We start from the raw sequence: 17,807 nt of genomic DNA on the forward strand, positions 1-17,807 counted from the left end.
CACCCCGCGTCCGGTACCCGTACGGAGCCCCCGGTGACCTCGCGTCGCCGGGGGCTCCGTCGTTCCCCGGCACGGGCCCGGCCGCCCCGACCGCCGGGGGCCGCACGCGATACCTTCATGGCCTCGGCATTCGGTGAATGCAGTGCAGTGCAGGACAGCTTGGAGGCAGCGGCGTGAGCGTGCGAGTGACGGCGGCCCAGGGTGGCGTGGACCCCTTCGGCACGGCCCGGCTGCGGCGCGGGGTGCTCGACGCCTGGGGCGCGGGCCCGGCCCGCTTCCGGGAGGACGCCAACGCCGAGGAGGACCTGGCCCTCGGCGGCTACCGCGACCGGCTCGTCGTCGAGCTGGCGCAGAACGCGGCCGACGCCGCGGCCCGGGCCCGCGTGCCCGGCCGGCTCCGGCTCACCCTGCACCCCGGCGAGGGCGGGCACGCGGTGCTGGCCGTCGCCAACACCGGTGCCCCGCTGGACGCGACGGGCGTGGAGTCGCTGAGCACCCTGCGTGCCTCCGCGAAGCGGGAGTCCACCGGTTCGGGAGACACCGTGGGCCGCTTCGGCGTCGGCTTCGCGGCCGTCCTCGCGGTCTCCGACGAGCCCGCCGTACTCGGCCGCCACGGCGGTGTCCGGTGGTCCCTGGCCGAGGCCCGCGAACTGGCCCGCGACGCCGCCAACGGCAGCCCCGGCCTCGGCGACGAACTGCGCCGCCGGGACGGGCACGTCCCGCTGCTGCGGCTGCCGCTGCCCGCCGAGGGCACCGCCCCCGAGGGCTACGACACCGTGGTCGTCCTCCCGCTGCGCGACGCCGCCGCCGGGGACCTGGTGCAGCGGCTGCTGGCCGGCATCGACGACGCGCTGCTGCTCACCCTGCCCGGGCTGGCCGAGATCCTCGTGGAGACCCCGGAGGAGGGCACCCGTACGCTGCGCCGCCGCGACGAGGGCGCGTACACCGTCATCGAGGACTCGGCCGGCGGCGCCGGCGGCGAGACCCGGCGCTGGCGCACCGTCCGCCACAGCGGCCCCATCGAGCGGGCGCTGCTCGCCGACCGGCCGGTCGAGGAGCGGCTGCGGCCGACCTGGACGGTGTCCTGGGCCGTGCCCGTCGACACCGACGGCGCTCCCGTACGCCCGGCCACCGCGCCCGTGGTGCACGCGCCGACCCCGACCGACGAGCCCCTGGGCATCCCCGCCCTGCTCATCGCGACGCTGCCGTTGGACACCGCCCGCCGGCACCCCGCGCCGGGGCCGCTGACCGACTTCCTCGTGGAGCGCGCGGCCGACGCGTACGCCGAACTGCTGGGCGCCTGGGACCCGGTGACCACCGCGCTCGTGGACCTCGTACCCGGGCCGCTGGGCAAGGGCGTCCTGGACGGGGCGCTGCGCGCCGCCGTGCTGCAGCGGCTGCCCCGTACGGCCTTCCTCGCCCCGGCGGCGCCGGCCGAGCACGCCGAGCACGCCGAGGAGCGGGCCGCCCTGCGCCCCTTCGAGGCCGAGGTGGTGGAGGGCGCCGGCGCCGAGACCGTACGGGTCCTCTCCGAGGTGCTGCCGACCCTGCTCCCCGCCGGGCTGGAGCGCCGGCCCGAGCTGCGCACGCTGGGCGTGGGCCGGCTGCCGCTGGGCGACGCCATCGAGCGGATCGCGGGCATCGAGCGCGGCCCGGAGTGGTGGCACCGGCTGTACGACACCCTGGCCGGGGTGGACCCGGACCGGCTCTCGGGCCTGCCGGTGCCGCTGGCCGACGGGCGGACCACGATCGGCCCGCGCCACGTGCTGCTGCCCGACGCCGAAACCCCGAAGGACCTGGCCCGGATGGGCCTGAAGGTGGCCCACCCGGACGCGGCGCACCCGCTGCTGGAGCGCCTCGGCGCGCTCCCGGCGACGCCCCGCGCGGTCCTGACGACCCCGCAGGTACGGGCCGCGGTGGCCGCATCCCTCGACGCCGGGGAGATCTGGGACGAGGACGCCCTCGACGCGGACGAGCTGGCCGAGGTGGTCCTGGGCCTGGTCCGGGACGCCGACCTCGCGCCGGGCGACGAGCCGTGGCTGGGCGCGCTGGCCCTCCCGGACGAGGACGGCGAGCTCACGCCCGCGGGCGAGCTCCTGCTGCCGGGCTCCCCGCTGGCCTCGGTGATCCGCGAGGACGAAGTTCCTTACGTGGACGCCGAACTGGCCGACCGCTGGGGTGCGCAGCCGCTGACCGCCTGCGGGGTGCTGGCCGAGTTCCAGCTGGTCCGCGCCACCGACGTGGTCCTCGACCCGGACGAACTGGAGCCTCGCGAGGGCGACTTCGCCGAGCCCGACGACGCGGGCCTGCTGGACGCGGTGGACGTGTGGTGCGAGGACGTCCTCGACCAGCTCCCGGACACGCCGCTGCCGCCCGTGGCCACCGAACTCGTCGCCGTCCGGGACCTCGACCTGGTCGACGACGACTGCTGGCCCCAGGCCCTGGCGATGCTGGCCCGGCCGCCGCTCCGGGACGCCCTGACCCAGCCCGTCAGGATCCTCCTCCCGGACGGCACCACGCAGTCGGTGCGCCCGTACACCGCCTGGTGGCTGCGCGACCACCCGGTCCTCGACGGCCGCCGCCCGGCGGGTCTGCGCGCGGCGGGCGGTGACCCGCTGCTGGCGGGCCTGTACACGTCGGCGGACGCCACGGGCTTCGAGGACGAGCAGGTCCTGCGGGCGCTGGGCGTACGTACGACCGTGCCGGCGCTCTTGGACGAGCCCGGCGGCGCCGCCGAGCTCCTCGGCCGGCTCGCCGACCCGGACCGCGAGGTGTCGGACCGCCAACTGCACGTCCTGTACGGGGCCCTGGCCGATCTGGACCCCGAGCAGGTCACGCTCCCGGACGAGCTGCGGGCGGTGGTGGACGGCGAGGTCGTCGTGGTCGACGCGGCGGACGCGCTCATCGCGGACGCCCCGGACCTGCTGCCGCTCACGGCGGGCCTCCCCCTGCTGCCGGTGGCCCCGGCCCGCGCGGCCGACCTGGCGGAGCTGCTCCAGGTCCGCCGCGTCTCGGAGACGGTCCCTGCGGCGGTGACGACCCCGGGCGAGGAGCACGAGGTGCCGGAGTCGGTCCGGATCCTCCTGGGCCCCTCGACGCCGGAGACCTACCTGGAGCACGAGGAGCTCATCGCGGGCGGCGTGGAACTCGACTGGCGGCGCACCCCCGACGGCACCCTGCACGCCTCCACCCTCGAGGGCGTGGCGGCGGGCCTGGCCTGGTCGGCGGGCCAGTGGCCCCGCCGCTTCGAGGTGGCAGCCCTCCTGGAGGACCCCTCCCGCACGGCAGAACTCGCCCGCGACCGCTGGTTCGACTGAGTCGGCCGGACCGGCTGTCCCCCTCCCCCTCTCCCGCCCCCCTCCCCGAAACGGGGCGCACTCCGAGCCGGAAACCACGACGGATGCCTCGTGACTGACCGCAGAGCCCGTCGCCGACGGGGACGAGGTCAGGGTGAAGGCGAAGTGGCCGTCAGCAGCGGCGGGTCTGGTACGGGACGGGCGTGGGGGTCGGGGGCGGTTCGGGTGGGGTCGGGCAGCGGGTCAGGGCCGTGAGGAAGGTCAGGGCGATGCCGCCCGCCACGACGAAGAGGGCGGTGCTGATCCCCTCGGCGGTGGCGGCGCGGAGCCGTTCACCGGAGAGGTCGTCGAGACCGGCGGTCGCGATCAGGACGAGGACGGCGAGGCCGACCGCCGCGCCCACGCCCGAGCCGGTGGAGGCGATGCCCGAGGCCGTGCCCTGGTCCCGGTCCGGGACGCCGGTGGCGGCGGTGATGAACATGGTGGTGAAGACGATGCCGTCGCCGATGCTGAGCGCCACCAGGCCGGGGATCAGGTCGGTGTACGAGCCGTCCGGCGCGACGGCGAAGCCGAGGGCGACGGCACCGAGTGCGCCGACGGCGAGGGCTGCGGTCAACGTGGTTCTGAGGCCGAACCGCGTCACCAGCCGGCCGGCCGTCGTCGAGCCGGCGACCACCACCGCCGTGGGGATGAGGAAGCCGGCGCCGGTCTGCAGGGCGTCGTAGCCGAGGACTTCCTGGAAGTAGAGGGACAGGAAGTAGAGCACCGAGCCGAACGTCGCCATGAACATGAACGCGATGACGACGCCGGTGACGAGGTGGGGGTTGGCGAGCAGCCGGGGCGGCATGAGCGGGTCGTGGCTGCGCCGCTCGATGACGGCGAAGGCGGCGATCAGCAGCAGGCCCGCCGCCGCGCTGCCGAGGAAGCCCGGCGAGAGCCAGCCGAGGGCAGGTCCCTGGACCAGGGCGAACACGATCAGCGTGACGCCCACGGTGACGCTGAGCGCGCCGGGCAGGTCGAAGGTGCGGCCCCTCTCGCGCGGGCCGTCCGGCGGGATCACCACGAAGGTGAGCAGCAGCGCGGGTCCCGCCAGGGCGACGTTGACCAGGAACACCGCCTCCCAGCCGAAGGCCTGCGTCAGGAGGCCGCCGAGCAGCACCCCGATCACGAGTCCCGCCGCTCCGGCACCGCCCCAGATGCCCAGGGCGCGATTGCGCATCCGGCCTTCGGCGAAGGTGGTGTTGACGAGGGCCAGGGTGGTCGGGAAGACGAGTGCGCCGCCGAGACCCTGGACCGCGCGGGCGGCGAGCAGCATCCCGGGCCCGGTCGCGAGGCCGCCCGCGAGCGCCGCGGCGGTGTACAGCCCGAGGCCGGCGGCCAGCACGCGTCGCCGTCCGAGCAGGTCGGCGGCTCGGCCGCCGAACAGGAGGAAGCCGGCGGAGGTCACCGCGTAGGCGCTGATGACGGACTGCAGCGTCTGCGCGGAGTAGCCCAGGTCCCGGGCGATGTCGGGGAGCGCCACCACCACGATGTACTGGTCGAGCGACACGACCAGCATGGCGAAGGACAGCAGCGCCAGGGTCGCTGTCGCTCGGTCCCGGCCCATGTCGGCCTCCGGACTAGGCCGGGAACTTCCGGTCGACCCAGCGGAACGTGAACTCGATCAGGACCGATGCCGCCGCCGCGATGGCCACCGCCGTCCAGGGGAGCTGCGTGCCCACCAGTTTCAGCTGGAAGAAGTCCTGGAGCCACGGGACGACGAGGACGATCAGGAACGCCCCGCCCATCGCGCCGACCAGGGCGACCCGCCACCACGTGTACGGGCGGGCGATGATCGCCAGGACCCACATCGAGGTCAGGAACAGCGTCAGCGTCGCCGCGCTGGTCTCGGCGTTCAGGGCTTCCGGGCCCGTGTAGTGGTGGCGGGCGACCACGTACGTCACGAAGGTGGCCACTGCCGCGATCACTCCGCCCGGGATCGCGTACCGCATCACCCGTTTCACGAAGTGCGGCCTCGCGCGCTCCTTGTTCGGGGCCAGGGCGAGGAAGAACGCCGGGATGCCGATGGTGAGGGTGGACAGCAGCGTCAGGTGACGCGGCAGGAAGGGGTATTCGACCTGGAAGCAGACCACCAGGATCGCGAGGAGGACCGAGTAGACGGTCTTCGTGAGGAAGAGGGTGGCGACCCGGGTGATGTTGCCGATGACCCGGCGGCCCTCGGCGACCACCGAGGGGAGGGTGGAGAAGCTGTTGTTCAGGAGGACGATCTGCGCGACCGCGCGGGTGGCCTCCGAGCCGGAGCCCATCGACACGCCGATGTCCGCGTCCTTGAGGGCCAGGACGTCGTTGACGCCGTCGCCCGTCATGGCGACCGTGTGGCCCTTGGACTGCAGTGCGCCGACCATGTCGCGCTTCTGCTGCGGGGTGACCCGCCCGAAGACGGCGTTCTCGTCGAGGATCCTGGCCATGTCGGCCTGCTCGGCCGGCAGCTTGCGCGCGTCGACCGTGTTCTCGGCGCCCGGCAGGCCGAGCTTGCCGGCCACCGCGCCGACGGAGACCGCGTTGTCGCCGGAGATGACCTTCGCGTGGACCTTCTGGTCGTCGAAGTAGCGCAGGGTGTCGGCGGCGTCGGGGCGCAGCCGCTGTTCCAGGACGATCAGGGCGGTCGGCCGGGCCCCGGCCCCGACGGCCGGGTCGTCGAGCTCGCGCGCGGCCTTGGCGAGCAGCAGGACGCGCAGGCCCTGTTCGTTGAGCTCGTTGACCTCGTCGAGGGCCGGGTCGCCGACCGGGAGGAGGACGTCGGGGGCGCCGAGCAGCCAGGTGTTGTTCTCGCCGTCGCCCTCGCTGAAGCTGGCGCCGCTGTACTTGCGGGCGGAGGAGAAGGGCAGCGACTCGGTGCAGCGCCACTCGGCGCTGACGGGGTAGGCGTCGATGATCGCCTGGAGGCTGGCGTTGGGGCGCGGGTCGGACTCGCCGAGCGAGCCGAGCACCTTCTTGACGTACGTGTCCTCCGCGCCGCCGAGCGGGCGGAGCTCGGTGACGTCCATGCCGCCCTCGGTGAGGGTGCCGGTCTTGTCGAGGCAGACCACGTCGACGCGGGCGAGGCCCTCGATGGCCGGCAGTTCCTGCACCAGGCACTGCTTGCGGCCGAGCCGGATGACGCCGATCGCGAAGGCGACGGAGGTCAGCAGGACCAGGCCCTCGGGGATCATCGGGACGATGCCGCCGACGGTGCGGGCGATGGCGTCCTTGAGGTTGTCGTCCTTGACGACGAGCTGGCTGATGATCAGGCCGATCGAGGTCGGGATCATCATCCAGGTGACGTACTTGAGGATGGTGGAGATGCCGGAGCGCAGCTCGGAGTGGACGAGCGTGAAGCGGGTGGCCTCTTCGGCCAACTGGGCGGCGTAGGCCTCGCGGCCGACCTTGGTGGCGGTGAACGCACCGCCGCCGGCGACGACGAACGACCCGGACATGACCGGGTCGCCGGGCTTCTTCAGGACGGGGTCGGCCTCGCCGGTGAGCAGGGACTCGTCGATCTCCAGGCCGTCGGCCTCGCCGACGGCTCCGTCGACGACGACCTTGTCCCCCGGCCCGAGCTCGATGACGTCGTCGAGGACGATCTCGGAGGTGGAGATCTCGGCGGTCCGGCCGTCGCGGCGGACGCTGGGTCTGGCCTCGCCGATGACGGCGAGGCTGTCCAGGGTCTTCTTGGCCCGCATCTCCTGGATGATGCCGATGCCGGTGTTCGCGAGGATCACGTAGCCGAAGAGGCTGTCCTGGATCGGCGCGACGATGAGCATGATCACCCAGAGCACGCCGATGATGGCGTTGAACCGGGTGAAGACGTTGGCGCGGACGATGTCGGCGGTGGAGCGGCTGCTGCGGACGGGCACGTCGTTGACGGCTCCGCGCGCGACGCGTTCGGCGACTTCGGCGGTGGTCAGACCGTCGGGCTTGAACCGGGGCGCGGGCGGCCGGACCGGGTGCACCGGGTCGAGCTCGGCTCCGGCGTCGATGGCCGCGCCGCCGGGTCCCCTGCTGCCCGCCGGCTCGGAGCCGTCGGGTTCGATGTCTGCCCGCTGCGTCATGCTTTCGACGGTAAAGGGGGTTCTACGGCTTCACCCGCCGAGAAGTCCGAAGATCCGACTTCGGGATGACCCGGATCGTCCCCCGGTCGGGCACGTACCGGACGCCCGGCCACCGGAGCGGGGGCTCGCATGCCGGCGCTGGCGACCCGGCTGCCGTCAGCCGGTGCGCGGCGCCGGGCCCGCGCCGCTTTCCCCGTCCCCCGCGGCCCGCGCAGCTGCGTGCCGCTTCAGCGCCGCGTCCCGGCCCCGGACGTACCAGAGGCCGATCAGGCCGAGCACGCCGCCGGCTGCGCAGCACCAGACCCACCACAGCAGGTCCCGGTCGGCGAACCAGCCGTAGAAGGGGAGCTGGACCAGGAACAGGGCGAACCAGATGATCGTGCCGCCGGTGACGGTCGCGACGATCGGGCCCTCGAGGGGCTCGGGCGCCTCGTGCTTCGCAGTCCATTTCGCCATGCCCTCAAGTCTAGGTGCGCGGAAACGGGGTCTACGCGCGGAGATGGACGGGCTTTCGTTCATGTGTTCATACTGAAACGGTGTGGGCATGGCCCATTTTCTTCGTATGAATCCCCCACTGCCCCCGCGATGAGGACCCAGAGGACCGCATGAGCACGTCGGCCCCCGCCCCCGCGCCCACCCTCCCGGAACCCGCCCCCCACGGCACTTCCGGCCTGGACCGCTACTTCAAGATCTCCGAGCGCGGCTCGACGATCGCCCGCGAGGTGCGCGGCGGTTTCGCCACCTTCTTCGCGATGGCCTACATCATCGTGCTGAACCCGATCATCCTGGGCAGCGCGAAGGACATGTACGGGCACCAGCTCGACGGCGGCCAGCTCGTGACCGCCACCGTCCTGACGGCGGCCTTCACCACGCTCCTCATGGGCGTCATCGGCAACGTCCCGATCGCGCTCGCGGCCGGCCTCGGCGTGAACACCGTCGTCGCCCTCCAGCTCGCCCCGCGCATGAGCTGGCCCGACGCCATGGGCATGGTGGTCCTGGCCGGCTTCGTCGTGATGCTGCTGGTCGCCACCGGCCTGCGCGAGCGGGTCATGAACGCCGTCCCGCTGGGCCTGCGCAAGGGCATCGCGATCGGCATCGGCCTGTTCATCATGCTGATCGGCCTGGTCGACTCGGGCTTCGTCACCCGCATCCCGGACGCCGCGCACACCACCGTGCCGCTCCAGCTCGGCACGGCCGGCCACCTGCACGGCTGGCCGGTGCTGATCTTCGTCGTCGGCGTCCTGCTGACCCTCGCCCTGCTGATCCGCAAGACGCCCGGCGCGATCCTGATCTCCATCGTGGTCATGACCGTGATCGCCGTCGCCGTCCAGCTGATCGCCGGCCTGCCCGACTCGGGCTGGGGCCTGACCGTGCCCGAGTGGCCGGGCAACCCGGTGGCCGCGCCAGACTTCGGGCTCGTCGGCCAGGTCAGCCTGTTCGGCGGCTTCGGCAAGGTCGGCATGCTGACCGGCATCCTCTTCGTCTTCACCGTGCTGCTGTCCTGCTTCTTCGACGCGATGGGGACGATCCTCGGCGTCGGCGACGAGGCCAAGCTGATCGACAAGAAGACCGGCGAGTTCCCCGGCATCAACCGGGTCCTGCTGGTCGACGGCCTGGCCGTCGCGTCCGGCGGCGCCACCTCGTCCTCCGCCACCACTTGCTTCGTGGAGTCCACGGCCGGCGTCGGGGAAGGCGCCCGTACCGGTCTGGCGAACGTCGTGACCGGCGGACTCTTCGCGGTGGCGCTGTTCCTGACCCCGCTCGCCACCATGGTCCCGTCCCAGGCGGCCACCCCCGCGCTCGTGGCGGTCGGCTTCCTGATCCTGGCGGGCTCGGTCAAGGACATCGACTGGAGCGACTTCACCATCGCCGTCCCGGCCTTCCTGGCCATGGTGATGATGCCGTTCACGTACTCGATCACCAACGGCATCGGCTTCGGCTTCATCAGCTTCTGCGTGCTGCGGCTGGCGACCGGCCGGGGCCGCGAGGTCCCGGCGGCCATGTACGTCGTGTCGGCGGTGTTCGTCTTCTACTACGCGATGCCGGCCCTCGGCCTCACGTAAGGCCGCCCACCCCTTCCGGTCGGCCCACGGCCCCGCCCTCCCCGGAGGACGGGGCCGTGGCCGTCGCCGGGGGGAAGACCTTCAACCTCCTCGACGGGCCGGACGAGTCGGCTGCGGCGTGACCCGGGAGCGCTACCTGATCGACAAGTCGGCTCTGGCCCGCTGGGGCAAGCCGACGGTGCGGCCCCACACCTCGCCCTGTTCCGGGGCAACCACCGAGCCCTGTCCATGGCGGACACGGTGATCGCCGCCACCGCGGAGCGGCATGGAGTCACCGTCCTGCACCACGACGGCGACTACGACATGATCGCGGCCATCACCGGGCAGGCCGCCCGCCGGGTCGTCCCGTCGGGCACCGCCGACTGAGCGCGAGGCGGGCGGAACGGACGCCGGAGCCGGGCTACCGGCCCGGCCGTGAGGGTCCCGGCCGGTCGGCGCGCCTCACGTGAGCCCGTAGAACTTCTCCGTCTCGTCGACCGCCGCCTTGAAGCGCTCGTCGAAGTCATCGCGAATGAGCGTCCGGACGACATAGTCCTGGACGCTCATTCCGCGTTTGGCGGCATGAGTCCGGAGGCGGTCGAGCAGCTCCCCGTCTATGCGCATGCTCAGCACGTGTGTCCCCATGCCGAAAGAGTCGTGGCACGGGCCGTGGACGCGTGTCACTTTCCGCTGCCGACTCACCCGTACGAGTGACTCACTCAAGTGGCATTCCTTAGCCAGAGTAATGAGGTAGTCTAAAGAGATGCTCGACCTTACCCATGGCGACGACGCTGCCGCCGTGAACGACCTCCGCTCCGCCGTCATGCGGCTGGGCCGGCGCCTCAAGCACCAGCGCGTCGACGAATCGCTGAGCCCGACCGAGATGTCGGTCCTCGGCACCCTCGCCCGGTGCGGCCAGGCCACCCCCGGTGAGCTGGCCCGGCGCGAACACGTCCAGCCGCCGTCGATGACGCGCATCGTCGCGCTGCTGGAGGCCAAGGGACTGGTCAGGCTGCAGCCGCACCCGGACGACCGCCGCCAGAAGGTGGTCACCCAGACCGAGGAGGCCGAAGCGATGCTCGAGGAGAGCCGTCGCAAGCGGAACGCCTTCCTGGCCGGGCTCGCGGCCGAGCTCACCGAGGACGAATGGGCCAAGCTGCGCGAGGCAGCGCCCGTCCTGGAGAAGCTCGCGCACCTGTAGGAGACGACGCCAGGAGGCGAAGCTTTTGAGTACGGGAAACGGAGCAGACTCCGCACCCGGCCATACATCCACCACTAGCACCGCGCGCACGACGCGCACCGCGGGCACGGACAACTCGATGTTCAGCTCGCTGAAGATCCGGAACTACCGGCTCTTCGCCACGGGACAGGCCGTTTCCAACACCGGCACCTGGATGCAGCGCATCGCCCAGGACTGGCTGGTCCTGTCCCTGACCGGCTCGGCTTCCGCCGTCGGCATCACGATCGCGCTGCAGTTCCTGCCGATGATGGTGTTCGGCCTCTACGGAGGCGTACTCGCGGACCGGCTGCCCAAGCGCCCGCTGCTGATCGCCACGCAATCCCTGATGGGCCTGACCGGTATCGCACTCGCCGTGCTCACCCTGGCCGGACACGTCCAGGTCTGGCACGTGTACCTCGCGGCCTTCCTGCTCGGACTCGTCACCGTCGTGGACAACCCCGCACGGCAGACGTTCGTCTCCGAGATGGTCGGTCCGCAGCAGCTCGCCAACGCCGTCAGCCTGAACTCCGCCAACTTCCAGTCCGCGCGGCTGATCGGCCCGGCGGTCGCCGGTGTGCTGATCACTGCCGTCGGCTCCGGCTGGGCCTTCCTGCTGAACGGACTGTCCTTCGCCGCGCCCGTCGCCGGTCTGCTGCTGATGCGGACGCGCGAACTGCACCCGATCGAGCCGCAGCCCCGCGCCAAGGGGCAGCTGCGGGAGGGTCTGCGCTACGTCGCCGGGCGCCCGGAGCTGATCTGGCCGATCGTTCTGGTCGGCTTCATCGGCACCTTCGGGTTCAACTTCCCGATCTGGCTGTCGGCGTTCGTCAGCGACGTGTTCCACGGGGACGCGGGCACGTACGGGCTCTTCAACACGCTGATCGCCGCGGGCTCCCTGGCGGGTGCCCTGCTGGCGGCGCGGCGGGGCAACTCGCGGCTGCGGCTGCTGGTCGCGGCGGCCCTGCTGTTCTCCGCACTGGAGATCGTGACGGCCTTCGCGCCCGGGTTCTGGCTGTTCGCGGCGCTGCTCGTGCCGATCGGGATGTTCGGGCTGACGGTCAACGTGACCGCCAACGCGAGCGTCCAGATGGCCACCGACCCCGAGATGCGGGGGCGGGTGATGGCCCTGTTCATGATGGTGTTCACGGGCGGCACCCCGATCGGTGCACCCCTCGTCGGCTGGGTGACGGACACGTACGGGGCCCGGATCGGCATGGCCGCGGGCGGACTCGTCTCGCTGGCCGCGGCCGTGACGATCGCGGTGATCCTCTCCCGCGTGGGCAACCTCCGCCTGAGCGTGACCCGCCGCGGAGTCACGTTCGTCCCGACGCCCCGCCCCCGCGAGCTGGTCGCGGCGGCGTGAGCAGCAATCCGGCGGGGCCGGCACATCCGGCCCCGCCGGCGTTCGAGGCGCCGGCGGTACCCCCAGCGCGGTGAGGGGGAGGGGCCGGGGGCGGAGCCCCCGCCGACGCTGCGGCACCCGGACTGCGCCGGACGCCGGTCAGGAGTCCCCTCGGGGCCGGCGACGGAAGAGCCGCTTGGCCCCCAGCACCAGCACCGTGCCCACGGCCAGCACGGCCGCGCCCTTCGTGAAGCTGCCCCCGCCCTGCTCGTCCGCAGGGCCGGGGGCCCCGGCGGCCGGAGTCGTGCCCGGCTTCGCGGGGGTGGGGGAGCCACCGGACGCCGGTTTCACCGGAACCGCCACCACCCGGCTCGACTCACCCTCCGAGCCGAACATCAGCGTCGACCCGTCCGCCGCATACGTCACCGACTCCGCCTGCCCCTGCCACGGCGCGTCCACCCGCTCGCCCTCGCCCTCCGGCTTCCCGTCCTTCCACGGGTAGGTCCGCGCGAAGAAGTAGCCGCGCAGCGTCAGGCGGCCGCCGTCCGGCGAGAACGCCCCGTCGGTGACCCACGGCAGGTCCGCCACCCGCCGGAACACGTTCGGCCCCGACGCGGACAGCTTCTCCGGCCCCTCGTACAGCCCGCCCTTGTCCTCGCTCTTGCTCGCGATGTACACCCGGCCGGTCACCGGATGCACCATCAGCGCCTCCGCGTTGCGCGCCCCGTCCGCGTACTTCACCGTGAACTGCTCGGCCTTGACCGTGACATCGGCCAGCTGCTTGGGCTCCGGGAAGCGGTAGACCCAGACGTGGTCCCAGCTCCCGTTCAGGTTGTCTCCGATGTCCCCGACGTACAGCTGCCCGTCCGGGCCCAGCGAGATCGCCTCGACGTCCCGCGGGGTCCCTACCCCGGTCAGCGTCACCCGGGCCACGGTCCTGCCGGTCGCCGAGTCCACCGCGTACACGTACGGGCCGTCGTCGCTGTCGTTGTGCGTCCAGTACACGCCCGGATGGATCCGGCTCGCCGCCAGCCCGCTCGACTCCTTGATCCGCGGATCGGCGATCGTGAACCCCGACGGCCCGGAGGCCGGGGTCTGGGCGGCCGCGGCGGCCGAACACGGCAGCACGGCAAGGGCAATGACGGCGGTCAACGGCAGCAGGCGCATACCCCAAGCGTGCCAGCCCGCCCCGCGTGTCCGGCATCACAGGGGCTCCCGGCGCGTGATCCGCGATGATGACCGGATGCGTTTCATGTTCGTCGGCGACTCCATGACCATCGGACGCGCCGGCGACTACACCTGGCGCTACCGGATGTGGCAGCACCTCGATGCCGCCCTCGGCGGCCCGTACGAGATCGTCGGCCCGCGCTGCGAGCTGTTCGACACCTCCGCGAACGAGCCGACCAGCCACGCGTACGCGGACCCCGGCTTCCCTGAGCCCGCCCGCCGCCACCTCGCCGGCTGGGGCGAGGGCTGGCAGCACATGGCCCCGCTCATCGGCTCCGCCGTGCGCTCCGGCGGGGCCGACATACTCCTCGTCTCCCTCGGCCTGATCGACCTCGGCTTCTACACCGGCGCCGAGGAGACCGCGGCCAATGCCCGCCGCTTCGTCGCGGAGGCCCGTGCCGCCCGGCCCGGCATCCGGATGATCCTGCTCCCGGTCATCCCGAACGTCCGGGCCGAGTCCGACGCACCCTTCGCGGCCGAGGTCGCCCGGTTCAACGAGCTCCTCGCGAAGGCCGTCGCCGACCTGTCGACCGAGGCCTCGCCGATCCTGCTGGCCGCGCGCCCGGCCTCGTACGAGATCCACCAGGACACCTACGACGGCACCCACCCCAACGCCTCGGGCGAGCACCGGCTGGCCGGGGAGTTCGCGGCGGTCCTGCACCAGGCCTGGGGCATCGGCGGCCCCTACCGCCCCGCCACGGACCGCTGACACCCGTTCCCCCGGCGGCACTTGCCCCGCGCCGCGCGGCGCGGCCGCCGCATCACCGGGATGCGGCGGCCGTACACCGTGTTGCTACCGGATCACCAGGCGAAGGCCTCGGGCGAGGGGCCGGGGCCGGGGAAGATCTCGTCCAGGCCGGTGAGCACCTCCTCGGACAGCTCCAGCTCGAGCGCGCGCAGCGCGCTCTCCAGCTGCTCCGCCGTACGGGGACCCACGATCGGGCCCGTCACCCCGGGCCGGGTCAGCAGCCACGCCAGGGCCGTCTCGCCGGGCTCCAGGCCGTGCTTGTCGAGCAGGTCCTCGTACGCCTGCACCTGCGCCCGCACCGCGGTGTTGGCCAGCGCGTCCGCCGAGCGGCCCTCGGCGCGGCGGCCGCCCGCGACCTCCTTCTTGATGACGCCGCCGAGCAGCCCGCCGTGCAGCGGGGACCACGGGATCACCCCGAGCCCGTACTCCTGCGCCGCCGGGATGACCTCCATCTCGGCGCGCCGCTCGGCGAGGTTGTACAGGCACTGCTCGCTGACCAGCCCGACCGAGCCGCGCCGGGCGGCCGTCTCGTTGGCCTGGGCGATCTTGTACCCGGGGAAGTTCGACGACCCGGCGTACAGCACCTTGCCCTGCTGGATCAGCACGTCGACGGCCTGCCAGATCTCCTCGAAGGGGGTCCGGCGGTCGACGTGGTGGAACTGGTAGACGTCGATGTAGTCCGTCTGCAGCCGCTTGAGGCTGGCCTCGACGGCCCGGCGGATGTTCAGCGCCGAGAGCTTGTCGTGGTTGGGCCACGGGTCGCCGTCGCCGGCCATGTTCCCGTACACCTTGGTGGCCAGCACGGTCTTGTCCCGCCGGCCGCCGCCCTGGGCGAACCAGGTGCCGATGATCTCCTCGGTGCGGCCCTTGTTCTCACCCCACCCGTAGACGTTGGCCGTGTCGACGAAGTTCAGACCCGAGGCGAGCGCCGTGTCCAGGATCGAGTGGCTGGTGGGTTCGTCTGTCTGCGGACCGAAGTTCATCGTGCCGAGTACAAGTCGGCTGACCTTGAGTCCGGTGCGTCCCAGCTGTGTGTACTTCATGGCCCCCAAGCCAACTGCTTGGAGCCCACTCCAGGCAAGGGGGCCCGCGCGGGCCGGAGCTACTGGCCTACGGCGGCCGCCACTGCCACGACGACGAACATCAGCACGAGTACACCGGCCATTACGCGGTTTCGGGTCTTGGGATCCACCCGTCGAGCGTAACGCGGTCCTCCGCCGTTCCCGTACCGAGGGTCAAGCGCCCAGCGGCCAGGCCTCGAGGACCTCGTAGCGGGGCTGCTCTCCCGGGGCTCCGCCGGGCGGGAGGTTGCTGCGGACCAGGCTGAGCTCCCCGACCTGCCAGGGCGTGCCCTCGAAACCCGCGAGGGCCTCCAGGAACGGGTGCAGGTCGGTGCCGCCGTGGCTGCGGGCCAGGGTGAGGTGGGCGCTGTACCGGCGGTGCTGGTCCATCGGGATCCCGGCCCGGCGGGCGGCGGCGTCCGCGCGCTCGGCGAGCATCCGCATCTGGTCGAGCCCGCCGGCGGCGCCGACCCACAGGGCGCGCTCGCCGAAGTGCCCGGAGCCGTGGATGCGGAGGGAGAAGGGGTCGGTGCGGTGCGCGGCGCGGGCCAGGCGGGCGTACAGGTCGGGCAGGAGCTCGTCCCGGACCTCGCCCATGAAGGCGAGCGTGAAGTGCCAGCCCGCTTCCCCGGTCCAGCGCAGCCGGTCGCGCCCGCCGGGCCGGCCGTGGCCGGGGGCCGGGCCGTCCCCGGGGGCCGGGCCGTCCCCGGGGGCCGGGCCGTCCCCGAGGGCCGGGCCGTCCCCGAGGGCCGGGCCGTCCCCGACGGGCGGGGCGTCCCGGACGGCCTCGACGGCCTCGCGGAGCTCGTCGACGGCCTCCCGGGGCGGCATCACCGCGGCGAACAGCCTCATGACAGCCTCATGGCGCGAGCCTAACCCGTGTGGGTCAGACTCGCGCCGGGCAACGGGTTACGCCTCCGCGATCGGGATCTGGTGGGACGAGGATGCCGCGCTGCCGTTCACCGGCGTGGTGCCCGGGGCGGCCCCCGGGGCGGCCGGCGGGGACATCGACGCGAGCAGCTGGCGGGCCAGGCCCAGCCCGGTGCCGCCCATGGTCAGCGCCTTCGCGAACATCTCCGACATACCCTCCGCGCCGTTCAGGAGGACCATGTGCTCCACGTTGCCGAAGGCACCCGCGCCCGCCTCCACGATCGCCGGCCAGTTCTCGGCGAGCTGCTGCGCGACCACCGCCTCCTGGTTCTCGGCCAGTGCGGCGGCCCGCGCCTTGATCGCGTCGGCCTCGGCGAGTCCCTTCGCCTTCGCCGACGCCGCCACCGCGAGGCCCTTCGCCTGGGTGGCCGCGGCCTCGGCCTCACCGGTCGCCCGGGTGGCCTTCGCGGCCGCGAGCCCCCTGGCCTCGGTGGCCGCCGCGTCCGCGGTCGCCGCCGTCGTCACGCGCGTGGCCTCGGCTGCGGCCGCCAGCTCCGTCTCCTTGGCCTTGGCCTGCGCCGCCGAGATGCGGGCGTCACGCTCGGCCTCGGCCCGGGTGCGGGTCTCGTACGCCGCCGCGTCCGCGGGCTTGCGTACATCGGCCTGGAGCTGCTGCTCGCGCCGGTGCGCCTCGAGCTCGGCGACCCGGGTCTCCTGGACGACGACCTCCTGGCGGGCCGCCGCCTCCGAGAGCGGGCCCGCCTGGCGGGCGGTCGCGGCGGCCTTGTCGCGCTCGGCCTGGTAGCCGGCCTGGAGGATCTCGCTGTCGCGGGTGGCCTCCGCCATCCGCGCGAACGCGGTCTGCTCGGCCTCGGTGGCCAAACGGTTCGCCTCGGCCTGCGCGATGCGCGCGTCCCGCTGGACGGCGGCCGCGTGCGGCATCGCCAGGTTCTTGATGTATCCGGTCGGGTCCTCGATCTCGTGGATCTGCAGCGAGTCGACGATGAGGCCGAGCTTCTCCATCTCCGTGCCGCAGGCCGCCCGGGTCTGCCCGGTGAGCTTCTCGCGGTCGCGGATCATGTCCTCGACCGTCAACCCGCCCACGATGGACCGCAGATGGCCCGCGAAGACGATGTGCACCCGCTCGGGCATCATCTTCTGCTGGTCCAGGAAGCGGCGCGCCGCGTTCGCGATGGACACGAGGTCGTCGCCGATCTTGAAGATCACGACGCCCTTCACGCGCAGCGGGATGCCCTGGTGGGTCACGCAGTCCACGTTCAGCTGGGTCTCGTTGAGGTCCAGCGACAGCTTCCGTACCGCCTGGACGCCGGGGACCACGAGGGTTCCGCGCCCGGTGACGATCCGGAACCCCATGCCCTCGCCGATGCCCTCGGTGCGGTGCGTGGAGCCGGAGATGACGAGTGCCTCGTTCGGTTCGGCCACCCGCCACATGAGCTTGAACAGCCCGATCAAAGCCAGGATTGCGGCGAGAACGATTCCCGCCACGACGCCGATGGCCATCGGCAACGCCCCCTTATCGCAGTGCCGTTCGACACTGACGAGGGCGAGTGTGCTCCTGTCCCGGGCCGTTAAGAAGACGCTCGCGCCTTCTTGTCGCCATCTTGATACGAACCACATCCGCGCAGGTGACGCCGGGGCTCAGTTGTCGTACGCCGCCATCACGTACACCGTGCGCGGCGGCAGGTACTCGACGACGGTCACGACCGTGCCGACCGGCAGCCGGCCCGTCCCGGGCGCCGGGTGCGCGAGGAAGTGCTCCGCGCCGCCCCGGATGCGGACGATGACCTCGCCCACCAGGCCCGGACCCACCGTCCCGGTCACCCGGCCGTCCCGCCCCACCATGCCGTCTTCCCCCATGTGGCGAGGGTACGCCGCCCTGCTGGGGCCGGT

Annotated in this window: 14 protein-coding genes and 1 pseudogene; 6 read left to right on the plus strand and 9 right to left on the minus strand. The window is 72.8% G+C overall.

Translation table 11 applies throughout. The features are described 5' to 3' along the window. The first annotated feature begins 137 nt into the window (after positions 1-137). Positions 138-3,317 carry a sacsin N-terminal ATP-binding-like domain-containing protein gene (locus IF09_RS0122975; protein WP_418953068.1) on the plus strand — a complete coding sequence of 1,060 codons (3,180 nt, stop codon included), beginning with the start codon at positions 138-140 and terminating at the stop codon, positions 3,315-3,317. 151 nt (positions 3,318-3,468) lie between these two features. On the opposite strand, the gene IF09_RS0122980 is transcribed toward IF09_RS0122975, so the two are convergent. The 3 genes from IF09_RS0122980 to IF09_RS0122990 form a co-directional block, all read right to left on the minus strand. After that, entirely contained in the window at positions 3,469-4,902 is a 1,434-nt protein-coding gene (locus tag IF09_RS0122980; protein WP_078613389.1) for an MFS transporter, read from the minus strand. A gap of 13 nt (positions 4,903-4,915) precedes the next feature. Beyond that, positions 4,916-7,387, minus strand: coding sequence for a cation-translocating P-type ATPase (locus IF09_RS0122985; RefSeq protein WP_030298631.1), 2,472 nt, complete (start codon positions 7,385-7,387; stop codon positions 4,916-4,918). A gap of 156 nt (positions 7,388-7,543) precedes the next feature. Then, positions 7,544-7,843, minus strand: coding sequence for a DUF2530 domain-containing protein (locus IF09_RS0122990; RefSeq protein WP_030298633.1), 300 nt, complete (start codon positions 7,841-7,843; stop codon positions 7,544-7,546). A 149-nt stretch (positions 7,844-7,992) separates the two neighbouring features. On the opposite strand from IF09_RS0122990, the gene IF09_RS0122995 reads away from it, so the two are divergent. Continuing rightward, the gene (locus IF09_RS0122995) at positions 7,993-9,450 is read left to right on the plus strand and encodes an NCS2 family permease (protein WP_030298635.1); all 1,458 of its coding nucleotides are present in this window, start codon (positions 7,993-7,995) and stop codon (positions 9,448-9,450) included. A gap of 195 nt (positions 9,451-9,645) precedes the next feature. After that, positions 9,646-9,816 (plus strand): annotated as a pseudogene (locus tag IF09_RS42395) (VapC toxin family PIN domain ribonuclease); the annotation flags it as partial. A gap of 75 nt (positions 9,817-9,891) precedes the next feature. On the opposite strand, the gene IF09_RS0123005 reads toward IF09_RS42395, so the two are convergent. After that, on the minus strand, positions 9,892-10,074 hold the full coding sequence (locus IF09_RS0123005; RefSeq protein WP_030156886.1) for a hypothetical protein: 183 nt from the start codon (positions 10,072-10,074) through the stop codon (positions 9,892-9,894). Positions 10,075-10,192: 118 nt separating this feature from the next. Between IF09_RS0123005 and IF09_RS0123010 the strand changes: the two genes are divergently transcribed. Next, positions 10,193-10,630 carry a MarR family winged helix-turn-helix transcriptional regulator gene (locus tag IF09_RS0123010; protein WP_030156888.1) on the plus strand — a complete coding sequence of 146 codons (438 nt, stop codon included), beginning with the start codon at positions 10,193-10,195 and terminating at the stop codon, positions 10,628-10,630. 25 nt (positions 10,631-10,655) lie between these two features. Then, positions 10,656-12,011: an MFS transporter gene (locus tag IF09_RS0123015; RefSeq protein WP_324606858.1), complete on the plus strand. Its 1,356-nt coding sequence runs from the start codon at positions 10,656-10,658 to the stop codon at positions 12,009-12,011. A 138-nt stretch (positions 12,012-12,149) separates the two neighbouring features. Here IF09_RS0123015 and IF09_RS0123020 read toward each other — a convergent pair whose 3' ends face one another. Continuing rightward, positions 12,150-13,157 (minus strand): membrane protein, encoded by a 1,008-nt coding sequence (locus IF09_RS0123020; RefSeq protein ID WP_030298641.1) that lies wholly within the window; start codon positions 13,155-13,157, stop codon positions 12,150-12,152. Positions 13,158-13,233: 76 nt separating this feature from the next. On the opposite strand from IF09_RS0123020, the gene IF09_RS0123025 reads away from it, so the two are divergent. Continuing rightward, positions 13,234-13,926: a GDSL-type esterase/lipase family protein gene (locus tag IF09_RS0123025; protein ID WP_030298643.1), complete on the plus strand. Its 693-nt coding sequence runs from the start codon at positions 13,234-13,236 to the stop codon at positions 13,924-13,926. 92 nt (positions 13,927-14,018) lie between these two features. Here the strand turns inward: IF09_RS0123025 and IF09_RS0123030 are convergent, their stop codons facing one another. The 4 genes from IF09_RS0123030 to IF09_RS0123045 all read right to left on the minus strand — a co-directional run bounded on the left by IF09_RS0123030 (position 14,019) and on the right by IF09_RS0123045 (position 17,774). Next, a complete protein-coding gene (locus IF09_RS0123030; protein ID WP_030298645.1) occupies positions 14,019-15,008 on the minus strand; it encodes an aldo/keto reductase in 990 nt (329 codons plus the stop codon). 192 nt (positions 15,009-15,200) lie between these two features. Continuing rightward, positions 15,201-15,878, minus strand: a complete 678-nt coding sequence (gene thpR / locus IF09_RS0123035) for an RNA 2',3'-cyclic phosphodiesterase (protein WP_030298647.1) — start codon at positions 15,876-15,878, stop codon at positions 15,201-15,203. 57 nt (positions 15,879-15,935) lie between these two features. Beyond that, a complete protein-coding gene (locus IF09_RS0123040) occupies positions 15,936-17,423 on the minus strand; it encodes a flotillin family protein (protein ID WP_030298649.1) in 1,488 nt (495 codons plus the stop codon). A 132-nt stretch (positions 17,424-17,555) separates the two neighbouring features. Then, positions 17,556-17,774 carry a hypothetical protein gene (locus tag IF09_RS0123045; protein ID WP_030298651.1) on the minus strand — a complete coding sequence of 73 codons (219 nt, stop codon included), beginning with the start codon at positions 17,772-17,774 and terminating at the stop codon, positions 17,556-17,558. Positions 17,775-17,807 lie beyond the last annotated feature (33 nt).

The sequence above is a fragment of the Streptomyces katrae genome, from assembly GCF_000717655.1.
In the GTDB taxonomy this organism is placed as follows: Bacteria; Actinomycetota; Actinomycetes; order Streptomycetales; family Streptomycetaceae; genus Streptomyces; species Streptomyces katrae_B.